This is a genomic window from Synechococcus sp. N5 (assembly GCF_900473925.1).
Taxonomy (GTDB): Bacteria; Cyanobacteriota; Cyanobacteriia; order PCC-6307; family Cyanobiaceae; genus Parasynechococcus.
The window spans coordinates 240889-256555 of record NZ_UCNI01000001.1 but is presented as its reverse complement, the minus strand read 5'-3'; the positions used below and the strand labels follow the sequence as shown (position 1 = coordinate 256555).

Genomic DNA, 15667 nt, shown 5'->3' with positions numbered 1-15667 from the left:
ATGGTGCAGATCGTTGTGATGGCCCGCTGGCCATCACCGGGCCGATGCAAACGCCGCTTGAGCCGCGATCTCAACCATGAGCTGGGCCTGACCAACAGCAGCGAACGCGCCACAAGGATCCAACGGCGGCTCACGCAGCACACCGCTGCGGTGGTGCAGGACCTCGCCGGCGCCATGGAGATCGAGCCGGTGCTGGCGGTGAGCGGACTCGGCACCCGGGCAGCCGATCGCTGGGGGCAACAGCTGGGGCTGAGCCAAGTGCGGCTGCAGGGGAGGGGGCAACTCGGCACCCGATTGCGACGGCAATTGATGCACGGCCATCGCCACAACAGACCCTGCCTCGTGATCGGCACGGATCTGCCCGAACTCAATCCCGATGATTTGAGGCAGGCCGTTGAGCACTTAGAGCAGCATGACCTGGTGCTGGGGCCAGCCTCAGATGGGGGCTACTGGCTGCTGGGGATCGGTGCATCCCTGATCCGCAGCCCGCAGCACTGGCCGCTGATCGGCATTCCCTGGGGCGGCCCCACCGTGCTGGAGGCAACGCTGGAAGCGGCGCGCAGGCGGCAGCTCTCATCGGCCCTCGTGGCCCAAAGGAATGATCTGGATCACTGGAGCGATCTGAGGCCATGGCAGGGCTGAGCGTTGTGATTCCAACCCTGGAGGAAGCCAGCAGGCTGCCGCTGCTGCTGGCGGATCTGCAGCGATGGGCGGGGGAGTTGGAGGTGATCGTCTCGGATGGCGGCAGCAGGGATCACACCCGGGCGGTGGCTCAGCTGACCGGCGCCACCGTGCTCGACAGCCCCACCGCCGGGCGGGGTCCACAGCTGCGCTGGGGCGTTGGCCACAGCTCCCATGCCTGGGTGCTGGTGCTGCACGCCGACAGCCGCCTGCCGGACACCTGGCACCACAAGGTGGAGCAGATTCTGAGCAGCCCGGAGGGCCAACTCAGCGCCTGGTGCTTTGACTTCAAGGTGGAGGCGCATGGGCGGCCGATGCTGTGGCTGCTGGAGCGGATGGTGAACCTGCGCAGCCGTTGGCTGCAACGCCCTTACGGCGATCAGGGCCTGTTGATTCAGCGCCAGCTGTATGAGCGCGTGGGCGGCTACCGGCCCCTGGCGCTGATGGAAGACCTGGACCTGGTGGAACGCCTGAGCCAGGTCGCTCCCCTGCGTTCATTGAACTGTGCCCTGCTCACCAGCGGAGAGCGCTGGCAGAAGCGAAGCGTGCTGGTGCAGGCCTGGCGCAATGCCCGGCTGCGCTGGCTGTGGCGGCAGGGCCGATCAACGGAGCAGCTGTTGCGGCTCTACCGGCGCTGAAGGGTCCGATCAGTTGGCGTACCAGAAGGCACAGCGATGGCCCTGGGGCTCGAGATCCCAGCCCTGGCCCTGATAGAAGCTGACGACGCCCGGATCGGCGAACAGGCTGACCCGCTCGGTTCCCATCTGATCCAGGGCCTCGAGGATGTAAGCCATCATCTGCTTGCCCAGACCATTGCCCTGGTACAGGGGATGGACGGCCACGTCCCAGACGGTGGCTTCGAAAACACCATCCCCGGTGCAGCGCGCAAATCCCACCAGACGGGGCACCCGTGGGTCGTGCCGCCAGAGGCCAACTTTGAGCAGGCTGTGGCTGAGGGCTTTGCGCACCCGGCGAATCGGCCGGCGGCTCCAGCCCACCGCTTCCAGCAACTGCTCGAGTTCCACCAGATCGAAGGGGTACTCCTGGCTGAACACCAAGGTGATCTGGTCATTGGCGCAGGGGCAGAGACGCGCCCCCTGGCCGTACTGCTCCAACAGAGGATCAGCAGGCATGGGCAGAGGAGCGATCACAGTCGCGCCAACCCCCGCTCCTGCAGATCAGCCAGCTGGGCGTAGAGCCCGCCGCGGGCCCTGAGCTCGCGATGGGTTCCCTGCTCGATCAGTTCACCGCGGCGCAGCACAAGAATGCGGTCCGAGGCTTCCACCGTGGCCAGGCGATGGGCAATGACGATGGCGGTGCGCTTTTGCAGCAGGCGATCGAGATCAGCCTGCAGCGTCGCTTCCGTTGAAGGGTCCATGAAAGCGGTGGCTTCATCCATCACCAACACCGTTGGCTTGCGGATCGCCACCCGGGCCACCGCCAGCAGTTGACGCTCGCCTGAAGAGAGGTTGCCTCCCCGCTCGCGAAGCTCCGTCTCCAGGCCGTTGGGAAGCTTGGCCAACAGCTCGTTGAGACCAAGCTCAGCACAGACCTGAGCCAGCTCTCGATCACTCACCGACGCATTGAGCCGAAGGTTGTCGGCCACATTGCCGCTGAACAGGAACGTGTCTTGAAGCACGACGCCCAGCTCACGCCGGAGATCCGCCATCGGGATCGTGCGGATGTCCCGTCCATCGAGAAGGATGCGTCCCTGCTGGGGTTCATAGAGTCGGCAGAGCAGGCGGATGATCGTGCTTTTGCCCGACCCCGTGGGGCCCACCAGGGCGACATGTTCTCCGGGGGCGATGCGGAAGGACAGGTTGCGGAGGATGGGATCGTCCGGCCGATAGGCAAAGCTCACGTTCTCGAAGATCACCTCGCCGCCACCGCCACTGACGTGGGGGAGAACCCCTTTGGCCTCAGCGATCTCGAGGGGCTCCTCCATCAACTCGCCGATGCGTTCGACCGCCGTGAGCCCACCCTGGATCTGGGTGAAACGCTCCGCCAGCTGACGCAGCGGATCAAACAGGCGTTGGGAGGCCAGGATGAAGGTGGTAAGGGTGCCAAGACCCATGGCGCCATTGGTCACCATCAAGCCGCCAAGGGCCAGAACCAGGGCAATGGCGGCCAGAGCCACCCATTCCAGGAAGGCTGAAATGCTGCTGTCGAAAAAGATCGTTCCGTTCACAGCGCTGCGGTAGTGCATGCCGGTGCGCAGGAAGCGGGCGCTGTTGACCGTTTCACGGCCATACATCTGAACCACCTCGAGGCCCTGGAGGTTCTCCTGGAAATCGGCATTGAGCTGGGAAAGCTCTTCACGCACGCGGTAATTGGCCTTGCGGTAACGGCGCTGCAGCCAAAGCACGGCCAGGGTGACGGGCACCTGCGTGAACAACAGCAGCAGCCCCAGCCTCCACTCGATGAACAACATCGTTGAGGCCAGCACCAGCAGGCTCACCAGATCATTGAGCACGCCCACGGCACCACTGCCGAACACCTCAGCCAGGGCATCCACATCGCTGGTGAGCCGTGTGAGCAACTTGCCCACCGGCATGCGGTCGTGAAACCGCAGTGACAGCGACAACGCATGTTCAAACAGGTCGTCGCGGATGCGGGCGGTGAGCCGTTGTCCGACGGCCAGGATGCTGAATTGCTGCACCCCCTGCAGGCCGAGCCGCAGCAGCACGGAAACGAAGTAGAGCCCGATGATCACGCGGATCGAGGCAGAGAGGCTCATCCCCGAAAGGAAGGGAAGACTGGGCTCTCCGCGCAGGACGCTGACGGCCTGACCGAGCAGAACGGGTTGCAGTGCTCCGGCAAAGGCCAAGGGCAGCAGCAGCAGCAGGGCCACCAGCAGCCGCCGGCGATCCCGCACGAGATAACGACCGAGACGACGGACCCGGCGCCAGTCGGCGACGGCCCCCATCAGCTGGAGCTCCCGACGGGTGTTGCTGCGCGGATCGCATCAACGATGGAGGCCAAGTGGCCGTGATCGAGGCGAACCGACAGGGGGTGCCCCACCAGTCGAGCTGTGGAGTGGAACAGGTCTTCAATGGCGATCAGGCCGTTCTCACGCAGGGTGCGACCGGTGGCAACCAGGTCGACAATCGCTTCCGACATTCCCGTGATGGGCCCCAGCTCCACCGAGCCATTGAGGTGAACCAACTCAACGGGAAGGTCGAGCGCATCGAAATATTCCCGGGCGCAGTGGGTGAATTTGCTGGCGACGCGGCAGTGGGCGGGCAGATCAGCGGCCCGGGTGTAACCACTTCTCTCCTGAACCGCCACGGCCATGCGGCAGCCGCCAAAGCCCAGGTCCACCAGTTGAGCAACGGGGAGTTGATGCTCTTTGAGCACGTCGTAACCCACCACCCCCAGCTGAGCCTGGCCGTAGGCCACATAGGTGGGCACATCGCCGTTGCGAACCAGAAGGGCCCGGGCGCGCCCGCAAGGGGTGGGCACCATCAACTGACGGTTGTTCTTGTCCAGAACAGCGGAGAAATCAAGACCAGCCGCCGCAAAGCGGGCCACCGAATCTTTGAGCAGCGCTCCTTTGGCCAACGCGACGGTGATCATGGGTCCAGCGCTGACCGGTTAACCAGGCAGGACTTTAACGATGCATTCCTCACTTCATGCCCTGCCGGTGCTCCAGGACAACGTGATCTGGATCTGGGTGAGGGGCGCGGAGGCCGCGGTGATCGACCCTGCCGTGGCGCCGCCGGTGCGCGAGTGGCTGGATGAACGGCAGTTGCGCCTGGCCGCCGTGCTGCAGACCCATCACCACGCCGACCACATCGGCGGCACACCGGAATTGCTGAAACGCTGGCCCCAGGCTGCGGTGATTGCCTCCGCTGAGGACCGGGAGCGGATTCCGTTCCAAACGATGCCGGTGCGGGATGGGGACCGGATCACTGTTCTTGCCCATGAGGTGGAGGTGCTGGATGTAGCGGCCCACACCCGGGCCCACATCGCCTTTTTCATCCCGAACCCGGAGGGCGGCGAGATCGGGCCCCTGTTGTTCTGCGGGGACACCCTGTTCAGCGGGGGCTGTGGCCGACTGTTTGAAGGCAGCGCTGAACAGATGCATCAGGCCCTGCAGAAACTGGCGGAACTGCCCGAGGCCACAAGGGTTTGTTGTGCCCACGAGTACACCGAGGCCAACCTGCAATGGGCCGTGGAGCAACGCCCCAGCGACGCCGTTCTGGCTGAGCGCTACCTGGAGGTGCGGAGGCTCCGTGCCCAAGGAGAACTCAGCCTGCCCAGCAGCATCGCCATGGAACGCCGCACCAACCTGTTCATGCAGGCCGGTTCAGCCGCGGAGTTGGCCGTGCTGCGCCAGCACAAGGACCAGTGGCGGCCGGCATGAGCGATGGCGGAGCAGGGGATCACCAACGGCGATGATCGTGATGACTGCTGTTGAGAACCAACCCATGAGCGCCAAGGCCATCACCACTCAAGACGCCCCTGCACCGGTTGGGCCTTACAACCAGGCAGTGCTGGCCGGCGAGTGGCTCTATTGCTCCGGGCAGATTCCATTGGATCCAGCCACCGGCGCGATGGTGGGGAACGGTGATGTGGCGGCGGAAACACATCAGGTGCTGAAAAACCTCTGTGCAGTGCTGAAAGAAGCTGGCGCCACCCCGGCTCAGGTGGTGCGCACCACGGTGTTCCTGGCGGACCTGGGCGATTTCGCAACCGTGAATGGCATCTATGCCGAGGTGTTCGGCGAGGGGGTCAGCCCAGCGCGCGCCTGCGTTCAGGTGGCAGCCCTCCCCAAGGGAGCACGGGTGGAAATCGACTGCGTCGCCTGGCTCGGCAGCTGAGCCTGGCCCGCGGGGGCATAGGTTGGAACTGGCTTCAGTGGTCCTATGCCTCAGGCAAAACTCACCATCGGTGAATTAGAGGCGGGATATCCGATGTATTGCAAGGCGCTGCGGCGTCTCCTCCAGCAGGGAAAAACCGTTCAAGACATTGAGCGCACTGTCTGCTGGGGGCATCTGGAAACGCTGAACCGCTGCCTGCCCACCCGCTACAAATCGCCCTCCTACCTGCTGGCACTGATCCGCCGCGACCTGGAGAACCCAAAAGAGGATTGAGACGAGTTGTCTCAGCGTTTTTCCAGCGTTCTCGTGGTCAACGCTTCAATTTGAACTGAAAAGAAGCGTTAAATCAGGCTGAGAATCAAGGGCCTGGCATGAGCCGCTGTATTTTTCGCAAGCCCAAAAGGCGACTCAAGCTGAGTCAGGGACTGGGCGTGGTCACGGTGATGCTGGGAGCGGCCCTTTGCCTGGAACTGCAGAGCGAGCTGAATCCCAAGCCCTCGACGATGCAGGGGACACCCCTGCTGGGAGTACGCGGGACAATGCAGGGATGGAGATCGAACAGCTCGAGCAGATTGCCGCAGTGATCGTGACGGCTGGGCTGGTGGCCGGAAATTTCCTGATGTTCACCCCCTGGCGCAATGGGGAGGATCCCAGGCAGCGGCAACCGCAGAGCCTGATGCCCCAGAACGAGTCTGTTGTTTCTGATCGCCCGAAGCCGTAAGCCATGCAGACATCCCAACGCCTGGATTCGTGATCTCCTTAGGGTGACTTGATGCACCCACTCGAGCTGTTCGATCGTTTTCGTCGCTGGTTTGGCTGGGTCGCGCCAGGACGACAGCTGTGGGAACGCAAGCCTGAGCAAGTGGCCCCGGATCGCTCTGATGACTGGCTCTTGGAGCCGCCGAGCCTGGACGAGGCCCGTTTGCTCTTTCCTCAGCTGGATGAAGAGCGGGCCTTGCTTCGTTACCAGCAACTCCGCCTTGAAATGCGAGAGCGTGACGGCCGCGGATTTTGATCAGCCACCCCACGGTGCCGCCGGTGCCCTGAGTCAATGCGCGAGTCAGCTCATGTATCGGGCTGAACAGTTGAGCCATAACTGAAGTTCTACGGGACGGGGCAAGTCCAGCTACAGCAAGGTGAATGCGTCAGCCGGGTTGCGATTGGAAACAGCACCCGGCTTTCTTATGCCGCCACGGTGCAGCCCGATCTAGCTCGCTTCTGGAGCCCAAAGCTTGCAGCGGGTCTGGCTACTCCTTGTCTTTCCTCAGCTTCTCGAAAGCTGCCATCACGTTGGCAGTGGCTACCGCCTGCGACTCTCCAGTGACCCGCATCCGCCTCTCAACCAATTTCTCCACGAGCTTCTGGGTGGAGTCCATTCAGCGATGAACCAGGAATGCCAGGACGTAGCCGATCAGCAGACCTTTGCCGAAGGTGATCCACAGCATTTGGTATTTGCTCAGACCAAAGCGTTGTCTGATCCGCTTGATAAACGTCTTATGCCACAGCAGGACAGAGCAGGTCTGCTTCGCCTTCTTTGACTTCTTGGATTTCTTGCCCATCCATCCATCCTGCCCTCAACCAACCTCAGATGCCCAGCCGAGCTCCTTTGGCCAGGTGGGCGCCCAGAGCTTGCACCACTTCATCTTTTTGTACCAACACGGGGCATCGAGCGGGATCATCGCCGCGCATTGGCAACAAAAAAACCAACCAAAGGCTGGGCTTCTCTTGAATGGAGCCAAGGAGACTCGAACTCCTGACCCCCTGCATGCACTGCGTCTAAGCCCTTCGCCAAAAACCAAGTCCTAGACAAGCAAAGGCCATTGCAAAACAGGGGTTTCAAGGAATGCAAGCTTGACCTGCACCAGCAAGCCATTGCAAGTAAAGGCAGAAATCACACCTAGAAATCACACCAACCCGCGGCATACTGAGCACCTGACTGGCAAGCAGGTGCTCATGGTCAAAACAGCTCCTTGGCTCAAGGACCTGCGGGGCACCATCAAGCGCACCTACGGACCTGGCTGGGTGTTGGAGGAACGTTCTGGCTTTTTCAAAATCCAGCGTCGTGAGGCAGGCAACGCCAGGGAAGGCAAGCGCCCCACCATCACCACCAAGATTCGTTTTGCTCCCAGCAGCAGCACTGAGGTGCTCGTCCTCATCGGTGAGCTGAAGCGAAAAATGGCTGACCTGGGGCTAGGGCTCTATGCGGCCCACTCGCTGATCAGCAGTGCTGCAGAAGATGAGAACTCCGGCGGCACCAACTGGCCCGAGGTGGTCAAGCGATACGAAGCCAGCCGCGTCGGCACAGGACAGGTCAAAGCTGCAACATATGACCGCGAGGAACGCCGTCGCATCGAACGCACCATCGAGCTGATCAACGCCAAAGGACGCGAGGCAGCAAATGATGGTCCCGGTGTCATGCGGAACTACACCAGCCAGCACCTGGCAGACCTCAAGCTTGGTGGCGTCGGACGCAAGCGTGCGCTTCTTGATGTTTCACGCTTCCTGCGCTTCGCGGTGACCAAATGCGGCGCAGAACAAAGCTGGCTTCCTATTGAGGGCGCCGACCTCCAAGACCTCATCGGCCTGTCGGAGACGAGGAAAGAAGACAAAGTCCCGGTCAAACCAGAACAGCTATTCGGGCTGATCGACAGCCTTTACGAGAAGCCGGAGCTACGCCTCGCCGTCACCTTGGTGGGCCTGTTCGGTCTACGACCAGCCGAACTCAAAGCAATGCGCGTGGAGGACGGCAAGCTCAAAATCGGCAACGTCAAACGCAACCGGGCTACAGCAAAGGCTCCTAAACCCGATCGCGTTGCCTATCCACTGGAGATTTCAGAACTCGCAGGTGCATCAGGTCAGGCTCTGGCTCAACTCAGCAGCGGGCTGGTCAAGCTGCCGGTTGGGATCCTGAACGCCCAAGACTTCAAAACCTGCGGGCACACCTTCAGGCAATACCTCGATCGCCATCCCTATTGGGCTGCGCTGGTGAAGGCCAACCCTGGGCTCTCCCCGTACAGCCTGCGGCACGGCTACGCCTACCGAGGAGCCCTAGCCGGCATACCTCTCAGACAGCTCGCCGCATCAATGGGCCACGATTTGCGCACCCACATGAAGCACTACGGCCAATGGACTGATGAGGCTGGCCTCGATGTTGCCTTTGGTGCCGCCAACGCCAAGCTCACCGCGTCACCGACCCAGCGTCAGCAGCAGATGCAGCAACAGCAGTAGTCAGCTAATTGGAGCGATAGGTATAAGCAGTTACCTCAAAAGTCTAGGATTCAAGAGAATTTCAGGCTAATTCACGCATTTACATGTCGACCTTAATTGCAGCTACAGCATTAATTCTGGGAGTTTCTGGTGACATCAAATACCCAGCAATCTGCAAGGACACCTATTTAAGCGACGTGCAGATCAAAAATGTAGCAAAGACCGAGAGGGCTTTATCTCGCAAGCCTGGCTGTATGAAAATAGGCGAAGAAGTTATCAGCGAAGGAGATAGAACTGGTGAGACCTTTTCGATTTTCACTTGCTGCACTTCTCTTTGATTGATGGAGCTGGAGATTAATGGGCGCCCCATCAGCGTTCGCTTTAAAAGCGACGCGGTCGTGGCACAGAGAGTCGCGGCTCATATCCTGCGCCGCATAAAAGAAGACGATTGGCTTCCTTTTCAGTCCAAAAATGATGCGCTGCAGTCATGGCAAAAGCTTGGGGGCATTCGCGTTCAGGTATTGAGGGCCTACGACCTGATCTGATCAGCGCACTGGCGGGGGGCAGCGTCTCCAGCCCGTCTTCTGCATCGCCTGCCAAGCCTCAACAGCGTTGTACCGCAGTAGCCCTACCTTTCTCTATCTCAGTCGATTAGGGAACACAGCGATTGCTAAGAGCTGTGATAATGATCTCTTCTGCATCTGGTTGGCCTTGGATCACAAAGGCTTCCTGCTCCAAAGCAAAGTTGATGGGCTTGTAATGCGTACGGAGTAAATATTGGATCCGACTGTTGACCACTGGGTCAACTCTGCGTTGAACACCGATTAACGAGAGATCGCCATTGGGGCAACTCTGAGCGGCATGGACAGCCTCATGAAGAAATACCGATCTTGCAATGCCCAGCTCACGAACTAAGGGGGAGATCTCAAGTCGTCTTTCAGAAGGAATAAATCGCCCATAGGCTTTACCTGGTGGCTGTCGCTCCTCGATGGAGAAGCCATGGCGTAGAAGGGCGCGATACAGATCATTGAGGTCGGCAGCAGAAGCCGACGTTGGTAGCAGCATGAATAACGCAACTGCTTTTAAAAGACGCAGAAAAGGAATTGACAAGCAACGCTGCTGCTCGGAGTACAGCACCCGTTCACCACCAGCCTTTTCTGGCGCCTCGTGGAAGCTGCGGTCCTTGTTGGGTATACCCCAGTTCTAAGCCAGACTAGGTGGCATACCGAGCCTTGTGTAATGAAACGGCTAATGCTGCTGCTCACCCCTCTGCTGGTCTCGGCAAACCCTGTTAGCGCTTGGGAGAGATTTGTTCCAGATGAAGGTTACAAAAACTGTGTCGATACAGCTCTAAGAGAGTGGTTGGACCAAGAGAAGTGGAGATCCTTGAACAGAGTTGAGAAGAGCGCCTACAAGTCCTTGGCTCACCAACGTTGCAATTCGTCAGTGCCGGAGCAATTCCTAACTGACATGGGGAAATAGGCAAGGTTTCTTGCATTGCAGGTGAGCCTTCAAAGCCAAAGCGCGACGCAGGTGTTAACTGTCCTCAGCCAGCTCAATCACGTTGCGTAGCGTCATCCACTGCAGCTCCGTCCAAGGTGGTGCCCCCCATTGCGGCAGGTCCAACACCTGAAGAAGAAGTGCAAGCTGTGGGAACCGACGTGGCAGAAGGAAGTGGGCTGGTCTCCCGAAGCGACTGACGCCAGACTGAGAAAAGAAATCAGCTTTGTATGGACGACCGCTTAAAGGTCGCTATCAGCGCGGTGCTCATTGCGGCAATGTTTGTAACCGCAGCTGGCGGGAACTGGTTGACGTTCCTTTTCTTCGCCGCCATGGCGGTCATTGTGACTTGGGAAACCAGCTAATCAGGCGCCATCCACGGGGTTAATGCTGACCTTGTAATGCATATAGCTTCTAAGATCTGAACCGCTACTTTCGTAGAAAACAAAGTTGATCCAATCAAAAGATCCCTAGTGTTTTCTTCTTGCAATAGCCAGCGCCAATATTCATCCAGCCCGACTTGCAAGCTTTGCCGTTCGTAGGTGCTACCTCGTAATAAATGGGAGAGACGCAATTCGTGTCGAGGGTGTTCAGGTAACCCAGAGGACATTGGTCATGACCTGAAGCCTTAGGGATCTCCTTTTGAGCCCACGCTGAAGGGGTTGCTGAAGCGATTACAAGCAGTGCGAAGAGAGCTTCTTTCATGTCCAGATCATCTGAGCAACCTTTTTATAGCCATGCCTGCAGAGGGAGCTCCAAGTGGTCAGTGGCTGAATCAGAGAGCTGCTCAAGGGGGCTACCCCCTGACCCACCGCCACAGTCGAGACGACGTGGCACAAGGTAATGGGCTGGGCTCCCGAAACAGGCTAATTGCGTGACGTCAGCCCCCTCTATCGGTGGGGCTGACTTCCAACAGCCGTTACCGAATCAAAGATGCGGGACTACGGAACCGCGAGGAGAAACATGTTCGCCCCGAGCGATGCGGTATCCGCTTAAACAAGTTCGCCGCTATACAGGCGCTTGTTGCAAATGCACTAACTCTTTTCAGAGATTTGAAGAGCGCAGAAAACTCCCCATGGCAATCGCTCGTGCCAAGGGAGCTATTTCTGCCAGCTACCAGGTCGCTCTCCCGGTGCTGCCAAGACGAATCTCTGGTGTCACGCAGTGGTGGTCTTGGACACCAAATATGGGAGCTATCGCCGGACTTTGCAGCGACTTTTCGGACAGGTTTTAGTTTCCAGAAAATCTTCCGTGAACCTCTGTTCAGTGGTATCGCGGACCACCGACGAGACGCCTACCAGCCCGTGCCCAAAAGCCATCAGGCGTCGATCATGCAACTTGCCGTTCCAGCTTGAGGAGATGTCGGCGCCCGGCTGCCGCAGCCAGCTTTTCCTCTTCTATTTCAGCCCGCAGAAACCTTTTTCTCTGGGCTGACTCGTAACCACTCAGATCTGTCTGTTTTTTGGAATGTGGCTTGGGCTTCGGTTTGTCCAAACCCATCAGCAGCGGGTGGATTCCTCTTCGGCTCATTGAACTGGCTTGATATGTGGTTCTCGCGTAGTGGTCTGCCTGACCCAGCCGCGTGGAATCAATATCTCGACATTGGACAAGGATTGCGGTGTAGGCGACGACATTTGCACTCAAACGTCGATAACGGTTGGCTTCACCTGATCCAACGCCACGGGCAAGACATCACGACATAGGTAGGGGAGGTGAATGCATGGAGCGGAGCTTCAACCAAAAACTCGCTGTGTATCCGCCCGAACGACAAAGGGGTTGACGCCTCCCCTATTAATGGGCTGTAGCAACCGCTACCAACAACGTTCACCTCGCTTCTGCGAGGCGCAGATCACCAGGCCAAGGAACGGGGACCTGGATTTCTGAGGAACCTCAAATGACCCTGACCTATCGCGGCCAGAAGTACGACCAGCAGAAAGTGGCTGGCGCTTCCGCTAAGCCTGCTCTGACCTACCGCGGCGTTTCTTACGCCAAGTGATCAAGGCTTAATCAGAAGATCCCAGCCCCTGCCTTCGGCGGGGGCTTCTTTTTGCCTCGCGTTATCCACAAACCAAGTGGCCCCCTGCCTGCAGCCTCGAGCCTCGAAATGCCTCGCAAGCACTACTACTAGTGCTTCAAGCCATAAAAAAACCCGCTGTGACGTGCACATCGGGCCAGGTGATGGGGGAACTGACAATATGGCCCAGCTCTTAGCCACTGCCTAGCCCCACATTTGGTGTCTTAAGAGTCGGTACAGAACTTCACCGCACTATGTCCGGAATATGGATTTGTTGGCACTTCTGAGTCCAACGAGGCTAGTTTTGTCCAGTCCGGTCGGGTGATGGGGATCAACCGAAAGGATTAGCGACCTCGGAGACACCTCCGGGGTTTCTTTTTGGGAAATGGCCTCCAACCAAAAATCTGGCTAAGGGTTGAGTTCAACCATCCCGATCTAAATGACCTCTGGATATCCAGAAACAACGGAGCAGGATCCATCGGCGCCAATCCAGCCTGGGGATCAACGCGAACGACTCGCAAAGTTCGTTAGCGAATTGTGGGCACAACGCCGACACGTTGTTGAGACTCGTCGCCGCATCGAAAAGAGATTCGCGGATGAGAACGACTGGTTTGTCCGCAAAGACACTGAACTCGTGGACTGAACTCCCGTCTGGCTACTTAGAAGCGTCCCCTTAAGTATCGCTTGTAGGAGCGGCTTTTTCTTTTTCTGTAGAGGCGTTGATAACGGCCACCGCAGGGCTTTCAGCGAAACGGTCAATAGTGTCCTGATGTTGTCGGACATGTCCGGGCTGTGTTAGCACGAAGTTAAGTAAACCAACTTTGCCGTGTATTGCATCCATCGTGAAGAAGGTCCCGATCGTTGGATTCAGGACCTGTGCTTCAAGACAGAGCTAAGAGCTTTTGTCCGAGCAAGAACGATGTCGAAGGTTAAAGGCTGCAACTACAGAGTTGTCCATCAGGCAACTAACGACGTGGTTGCTGTCATCGAGAAGGGCAAAGCCTCAGCTGTTTAAAGCTACAACGGGAATCCAAAGCTCCCGTTGAAATTGCTTGCAAACGGACGCAGACTCACCAAGCTCTGTATCCACGTTGATACAAAGCATGTTTTGCGTTGAGCGAAACGTCGGCACCGACTTTTGGGTTCAGGAACAGTGCTTTAAGACTGAGTTCCAAGCCTTCAGCAATGCCCGCACCAAATCGCTGAACTTCTTCGGGCTCTATCGAGTCATCTACGAAAGTCCAGGCAGCTCCGGTGAGGTGCTGAGGATTTCAAAAGGGAAAGCGATCCTGGCTGAAGATGACCGACTCGTTGGATAAGTGCTGGTGCCTAAACAGCGGAAATTCCGTGGTTTGGGCTAGCGCATCAAAGGCATTGCTAGAGCAAGGGTCCAGGCAAAAACTGTGTACAACGTCGTCAAGCAAGAAGCTCCCGACCGTTGGGTCAAGGAGCTCTACTTCCAAACGGAATTCAGGGCTTACCTGTGTGCCCGCACAAAGTCGAAGGCGCTGATGTGCACTTACATGGTGGTTGACGCGACCACTAACGAAGTGACCTCGATCGTTCGTCACGGCAGGCCCCTCATCGCATGAGTGATGCTGACAGCGCCATCTGCCTGATCAGGGTTACCACATTTAGCGCCACACTGTTGTCGTGGAAGCTCTTCTACTGCTGTTGATGGCAATGACCTTCCTGCTGCTGAGGAGGATCGTTAGAAGGTCTTATGCACGCTCCTACAAGCTTCCGCCTCAACAGGTTGATCTCGATGAACTCCGAAGGAAAGCCGGGTCATAAGGTCTATGAGAGGGCGAGCGGCAATCACCAGGAATCACGCAGCAAGCGTCAGGTGCAGATGCCGAAACAACAAATGAAGGCATGAAACGACTACTACTACTCTTGATCTCACTGGTCTTGGCAGATCCAGCCATTGCCTTTGATGGGGGTTGGTATGACAAAGAGGAAAAGCCAGAACTTTCTACTGATAAATCAGAGACACTCGCAAAGTATTCAGAGTTTCACCAATCCTGTATGGACATCCAAATGACCATGTGGGGAGAGGCTGCAGAATTAATGGAAGATCTGGCTACAGCACACTGCTACTGCGAATACACCAAGCTTGAAGACTTGGAAAGTATTACTTGGGCAGACAAGAATGCTGCTGAGATTGAATGCGCCAACCAAGGCACAATCAGTAAAAAAGAAGCTTTCATCTGGGGGGCTCTTCCACTGCATCGTCAACGCTTAGAAGAAGAGCAGAAATAGTCCTAAACCCCTGCAGCTTGATCGTTAACGCCTAAGGAAAACGCTGTCTACTCGCCACTGGCATAAGCCCTGCAGAGTCTTCTGCAACCCATCAACGTCAAGCAAACGCTGCCCACTGGGCATCTGAATGTGCACATGTGCATCCAGCCAGCCGTCATTCATCAGCTTGTACAGCTGTGAACGACTTTTATACCCAAGGTGCCTGGCAGCGGCACTCACACTCATGAGTTGCATTGCTCTGTCTCCCGATGTCTCTAAATGTCCAATGTTTTGACAACCAATGTCTAGAGGATCAATGCGCCTTCGGATGACCCACGTTGATTTGGCTCAAAAGGACCCTGTTCGCGCCAATAGCGCCGTGACTGAGGACTGCTCAATGAGTCATCCGCAGGGTTAGGCACCTTCGGGGAGTCGTCATCAATAAGCTGCACTGTTGACACTGATAGTTATTACTAAGTCTATGTCTATTGAAATGACTGATTGACCAGAGCTAGTGGTGAGTTGTCGTTGTAAATAAGACATGACATCAGAAGTAACAGCACTACAAATGGCGCTGCCTCTGTTCAACACCAAGATCACAAGTCACAGGTGCAAGCACTGCGGAGGTAGTGGTTACAAGAAGAGCAGATATGACGGCTACATGCACGTCTGCAGCTACTGCAGCGGAACGGGCAGAAAGCTTGTCCTGACTCGGAAGTACGACATAGAAAAAGGGCCAGCCTGACGCCGACCCTAAGTTCATTGTCCTTTCAAAAGATCAGGACATTTTGGCGAAGAGCTTCTTGTGGTAATCAACCACGTCCTGACAGCCGATAACAGGAGTGAAGTCCATTTCAATGCCGAACTGAGCACGCCATGGTGCGAAGTGCTCAAAGATTTGAGCATCACTTTCAGCTTTGAAGAGGATCGTCACTCGGCCTGCGCCAGGAGCGTGCACGCGGAACAACATTTCAAAGCCATCAAAGTTATCCAGCTTTGCCATTTCGCCTGAATCCCACAGCTCACAGAAGCTCTTGTAGGCAGCCAGTTGGCCTTCAATCTCAGGAAAAACGCAATCTGCGAGATACATCTGCATGACAAGCCAAAACAAGAAGACAGCCACGTCGTAGCCACCACCGTTGCTCTCAACTCATCAGGTGCTCGCGTCGTGACAAAAGAGATACGCGATCGGGTCCTGCAT

At 57.6% G+C, this 15667-nt stretch carries 20 protein-coding genes; 13 read left to right on the top strand and 7 right to left on the bottom strand.

Annotated elements, in window-relative coordinates:
- Positions 1-642 carry a TIGR04282 family arsenosugar biosynthesis glycosyltransferase gene (locus tag DXY03_RS01455; RefSeq protein ID WP_115008814.1) on the top strand — a complete coding sequence of 214 codons (642 nt, stop codon included), beginning with the start codon at positions 1-3 and terminating at the stop codon, positions 640-642.
- The gene (locus DXY03_RS01450; protein WP_115008813.1) at positions 630-1319 is read left to right on the top strand and encodes a TIGR04283 family arsenosugar biosynthesis glycosyltransferase; all 690 of its coding nucleotides are present in this window, start codon (positions 630-632) and stop codon (positions 1317-1319) included. Before DXY03_RS01455 ends, DXY03_RS01450 begins: the two co-directional genes overlap by 13 nt.
- A 9-nt stretch (positions 1320-1328) precedes the next feature.
- Here the strand turns inward: DXY03_RS01450 and DXY03_RS01445 are convergent, their stop codons facing one another.
- The 3 genes from DXY03_RS01445 to hisG are packed head-to-tail and all read right to left on the bottom strand — an operon-like array spanning position 1329 to position 4257.
- Entirely contained in the window at positions 1329-1814 is a 486-nt protein-coding gene (locus DXY03_RS01445) for a GNAT family N-acetyltransferase (RefSeq protein ID WP_115009240.1), read from the bottom strand.
- A gap of 14 nt (positions 1815-1828) precedes the next feature.
- The gene (locus DXY03_RS01440) at positions 1829-3607 is read right to left on the bottom strand and encodes an ABC transporter ATP-binding protein (protein WP_115008812.1); all 1779 of its coding nucleotides are present in this window, start codon (positions 3605-3607) and stop codon (positions 1829-1831) included.
- Complete coding sequence (gene hisG / locus DXY03_RS01435; RefSeq protein WP_115008811.1) at positions 3607-4257, bottom strand: ATP phosphoribosyltransferase; 651 nt, start codon at positions 4255-4257, stop codon at positions 3607-3609. Before hisG ends, DXY03_RS01440 begins: the two co-directional genes overlap by 1 nt.
- Positions 4258-4297: 40 nt before the next feature.
- Here hisG and gloB point away from each other — a divergent pair, with 40 nt between their 5' ends.
- The 5 genes from gloB to DXY03_RS01415 all read left to right on the top strand — a co-directional run bounded on the left by gloB (position 4298) and on the right by DXY03_RS01415 (position 6519).
- Positions 4298-5047: a hydroxyacylglutathione hydrolase gene (gloB, locus tag DXY03_RS01430; RefSeq protein ID WP_115008810.1), complete on the top strand. Its 750-nt coding sequence runs from the start codon at positions 4298-4300 to the stop codon at positions 5045-5047.
- Positions 5048-5111: 64 nt separating this feature from the next.
- Positions 5112-5504, top strand: coding sequence for a RidA family protein (locus DXY03_RS01425; protein ID WP_115009239.1), 393 nt, complete (start codon positions 5112-5114; stop codon positions 5502-5504).
- Between the two features lie 45 nt (positions 5505-5549).
- Positions 5550-5777, top strand: a complete 228-nt coding sequence (locus tag DXY03_RS01420; RefSeq protein ID WP_006850228.1) for a DUF3136 domain-containing protein — start codon at positions 5550-5552, stop codon at positions 5775-5777.
- 274 nt (positions 5778-6051) lie between these two features.
- Positions 6052-6225, top strand: a complete 174-nt coding sequence (locus DXY03_RS12000; protein ID WP_170951930.1) for a hypothetical protein — start codon at positions 6052-6054, stop codon at positions 6223-6225.
- Between the two features lie 51 nt (positions 6226-6276).
- Positions 6277-6519, top strand: coding sequence for a hypothetical protein (locus DXY03_RS01415; protein ID WP_115008809.1), 243 nt, complete (start codon positions 6277-6279; stop codon positions 6517-6519).
- 361 nt (positions 6520-6880) lie between these two features.
- Here DXY03_RS01415 and DXY03_RS01410 read toward each other — a convergent pair whose 3' ends face one another.
- Positions 6881-7063 carry a hypothetical protein gene (locus DXY03_RS01410; RefSeq protein ID WP_115008808.1) on the bottom strand — a complete coding sequence of 61 codons (183 nt, stop codon included), beginning with the start codon at positions 7061-7063 and terminating at the stop codon, positions 6881-6883.
- 388 nt (positions 7064-7451) lie between these two features.
- Here DXY03_RS01410 and DXY03_RS01405 point away from each other — a divergent pair, with 388 nt between their 5' ends.
- The 3 genes from DXY03_RS01405 (at position 7452) to DXY03_RS01400 (ending at position 9256) form a co-directional block, all read left to right on the top strand.
- Complete coding sequence (locus tag DXY03_RS01405) at positions 7452-8732, top strand: tyrosine-type recombinase/integrase (RefSeq protein WP_136987612.1); 1281 nt, start codon at positions 7452-7454, stop codon at positions 8730-8732.
- A gap of 83 nt (positions 8733-8815) precedes the next feature.
- Positions 8816-9049, top strand: a complete 234-nt coding sequence (locus tag DXY03_RS11780; RefSeq protein ID WP_136987611.1) for a hypothetical protein — start codon at positions 8816-8818, stop codon at positions 9047-9049.
- A gap of 3 nt (positions 9050-9052) precedes the next feature.
- Positions 9053-9256, top strand: a complete 204-nt coding sequence (locus DXY03_RS01400) for a hypothetical protein (RefSeq protein ID WP_115008806.1) — start codon at positions 9053-9055, stop codon at positions 9254-9256.
- Between the two features lie 106 nt (positions 9257-9362).
- Here the strand turns inward: DXY03_RS01400 and DXY03_RS01390 are convergent, their stop codons facing one another.
- Entirely contained in the window at positions 9363-9848 is a 486-nt protein-coding gene (locus DXY03_RS01390; RefSeq protein WP_115008805.1) for a hypothetical protein, read from the bottom strand.
- A gap of 593 nt (positions 9849-10441) precedes the next feature.
- Between DXY03_RS01390 and DXY03_RS12670 the strand changes: the two genes are divergently transcribed.
- Positions 10442-10576 (top strand): hypothetical protein, encoded by a 135-nt coding sequence (locus tag DXY03_RS12670; protein ID WP_256377224.1) that lies wholly within the window; start codon positions 10442-10444, stop codon positions 10574-10576.
- 94 nt (positions 10577-10670) lie between these two features.
- Here DXY03_RS12670 and DXY03_RS12535 read toward each other — a convergent pair whose 3' ends face one another.
- Positions 10671-10916 (bottom strand): hypothetical protein, encoded by a 246-nt coding sequence (locus DXY03_RS12535; protein ID WP_115008804.1) that lies wholly within the window; start codon positions 10914-10916, stop codon positions 10671-10673.
- 1189 nt (positions 10917-12105) lie between these two features.
- On the opposite strand from DXY03_RS12535, the gene DXY03_RS01375 reads away from it, so the two are divergent.
- Both DXY03_RS01375 and DXY03_RS01360 read left to right on the top strand, forming a co-directional pair.
- Positions 12106-12207 carry a DUF4278 domain-containing protein gene (locus DXY03_RS01375; RefSeq protein WP_115008803.1) on the top strand — a complete coding sequence of 34 codons (102 nt, stop codon included), beginning with the start codon at positions 12106-12108 and terminating at the stop codon, positions 12205-12207.
- Positions 12208-14136: 1929 nt separating this feature from the next.
- Positions 14137-14487, top strand: a complete 351-nt coding sequence (locus DXY03_RS01360) for a hypothetical protein (RefSeq protein WP_244272185.1) — start codon at positions 14137-14139, stop codon at positions 14485-14487.
- Positions 14488-15244: 757 nt separating this feature from the next.
- Here DXY03_RS01360 and DXY03_RS01350 read toward each other — a convergent pair.
- Positions 15245-15562 (bottom strand): DUF3303 domain-containing protein, encoded by a 318-nt coding sequence (locus tag DXY03_RS01350; RefSeq protein ID WP_011364204.1) that lies wholly within the window; start codon positions 15560-15562, stop codon positions 15245-15247.
- Between the last annotated feature and the right edge of the window lie 105 nt (positions 15563-15667).

Bases quoted from the DNA above. Each gene is read 5' to 3' on its own strand.
- DXY03_RS01455 (WP_115008814.1), top strand. From the start codon at position 1: ATGGTGCAGATCGTTGTGATGGCCCGCTGGCCATCACCGGGCCGATGC.
- DXY03_RS01450 (WP_115008813.1), top strand. From the start codon at position 630: ATGGCAGGGCTGAGCGTTGTGATTCCAACCCTGGAGGAAGCCAGCAGG.
- DXY03_RS01445 (WP_115009240.1), bottom strand. From the start codon at position 1,814: ATGCCTGCTGATCCTCTGTTGGAGCAGTACGGCCAGGGGGCGCGTCTC.
- DXY03_RS01440 (WP_115008812.1), bottom strand. From the start codon at position 3,607: ATGGGGGCCGTCGCCGACTGGCGCCGGGTCCGTCGTCTCGGTCGTTAT.
- hisG (WP_115008811.1), bottom strand. From the start codon at position 4,257: ATGATCACCGTCGCGTTGGCCAAAGGAGCGCTGCTCAAAGATTCGGTG.
- gloB (WP_115008810.1), top strand. From the start codon at position 4,298: ATGCATTCCTCACTTCATGCCCTGCCGGTGCTCCAGGACAACGTGATC.
- DXY03_RS01425 (WP_115009239.1), top strand. From the start codon at position 5,112: ATGAGCGCCAAGGCCATCACCACTCAAGACGCCCCTGCACCGGTTGGG.
- DXY03_RS01420 (WP_006850228.1), top strand. From the start codon at position 5,550: ATGCCTCAGGCAAAACTCACCATCGGTGAATTAGAGGCGGGATATCCG.
- DXY03_RS12000 (WP_170951930.1), top strand. From the start codon at position 6,052: ATGGAGATCGAACAGCTCGAGCAGATTGCCGCAGTGATCGTGACGGCT.
- DXY03_RS01415 (WP_115008809.1), top strand. From the start codon at position 6,277: ATGCACCCACTCGAGCTGTTCGATCGTTTTCGTCGCTGGTTTGGCTGG.
- DXY03_RS01410 (WP_115008808.1), bottom strand. From the start codon at position 7,063: ATGGGCAAGAAATCCAAGAAGTCAAAGAAGGCGAAGCAGACCTGCTCT.
- DXY03_RS11780 (WP_136987611.1), top strand. From the start codon at position 8,816: ATGTCGACCTTAATTGCAGCTACAGCATTAATTCTGGGAGTTTCTGGT.
- DXY03_RS01400 (WP_115008806.1), top strand. From the start codon at position 9,053: ATGGAGCTGGAGATTAATGGGCGCCCCATCAGCGTTCGCTTTAAAAGC.
- DXY03_RS12670 (WP_256377224.1), top strand. From the start codon at position 10,442: ATGGACGACCGCTTAAAGGTCGCTATCAGCGCGGTGCTCATTGCGGCA.
- DXY03_RS12535 (WP_115008804.1), bottom strand. From the start codon at position 10,916: ATGAAAGAAGCTCTCTTCGCACTGCTTGTAATCGCTTCAGCAACCCCT.
- DXY03_RS01375 (WP_115008803.1), top strand. From the start codon at position 12,106: ATGACCCTGACCTATCGCGGCCAGAAGTACGACCAGCAGAAAGTGGCT.
- DXY03_RS01350 (WP_011364204.1), bottom strand. From the start codon at position 15,562: ATGCAGATGTATCTCGCAGATTGCGTTTTTCCTGAGATTGAAGGCCAA.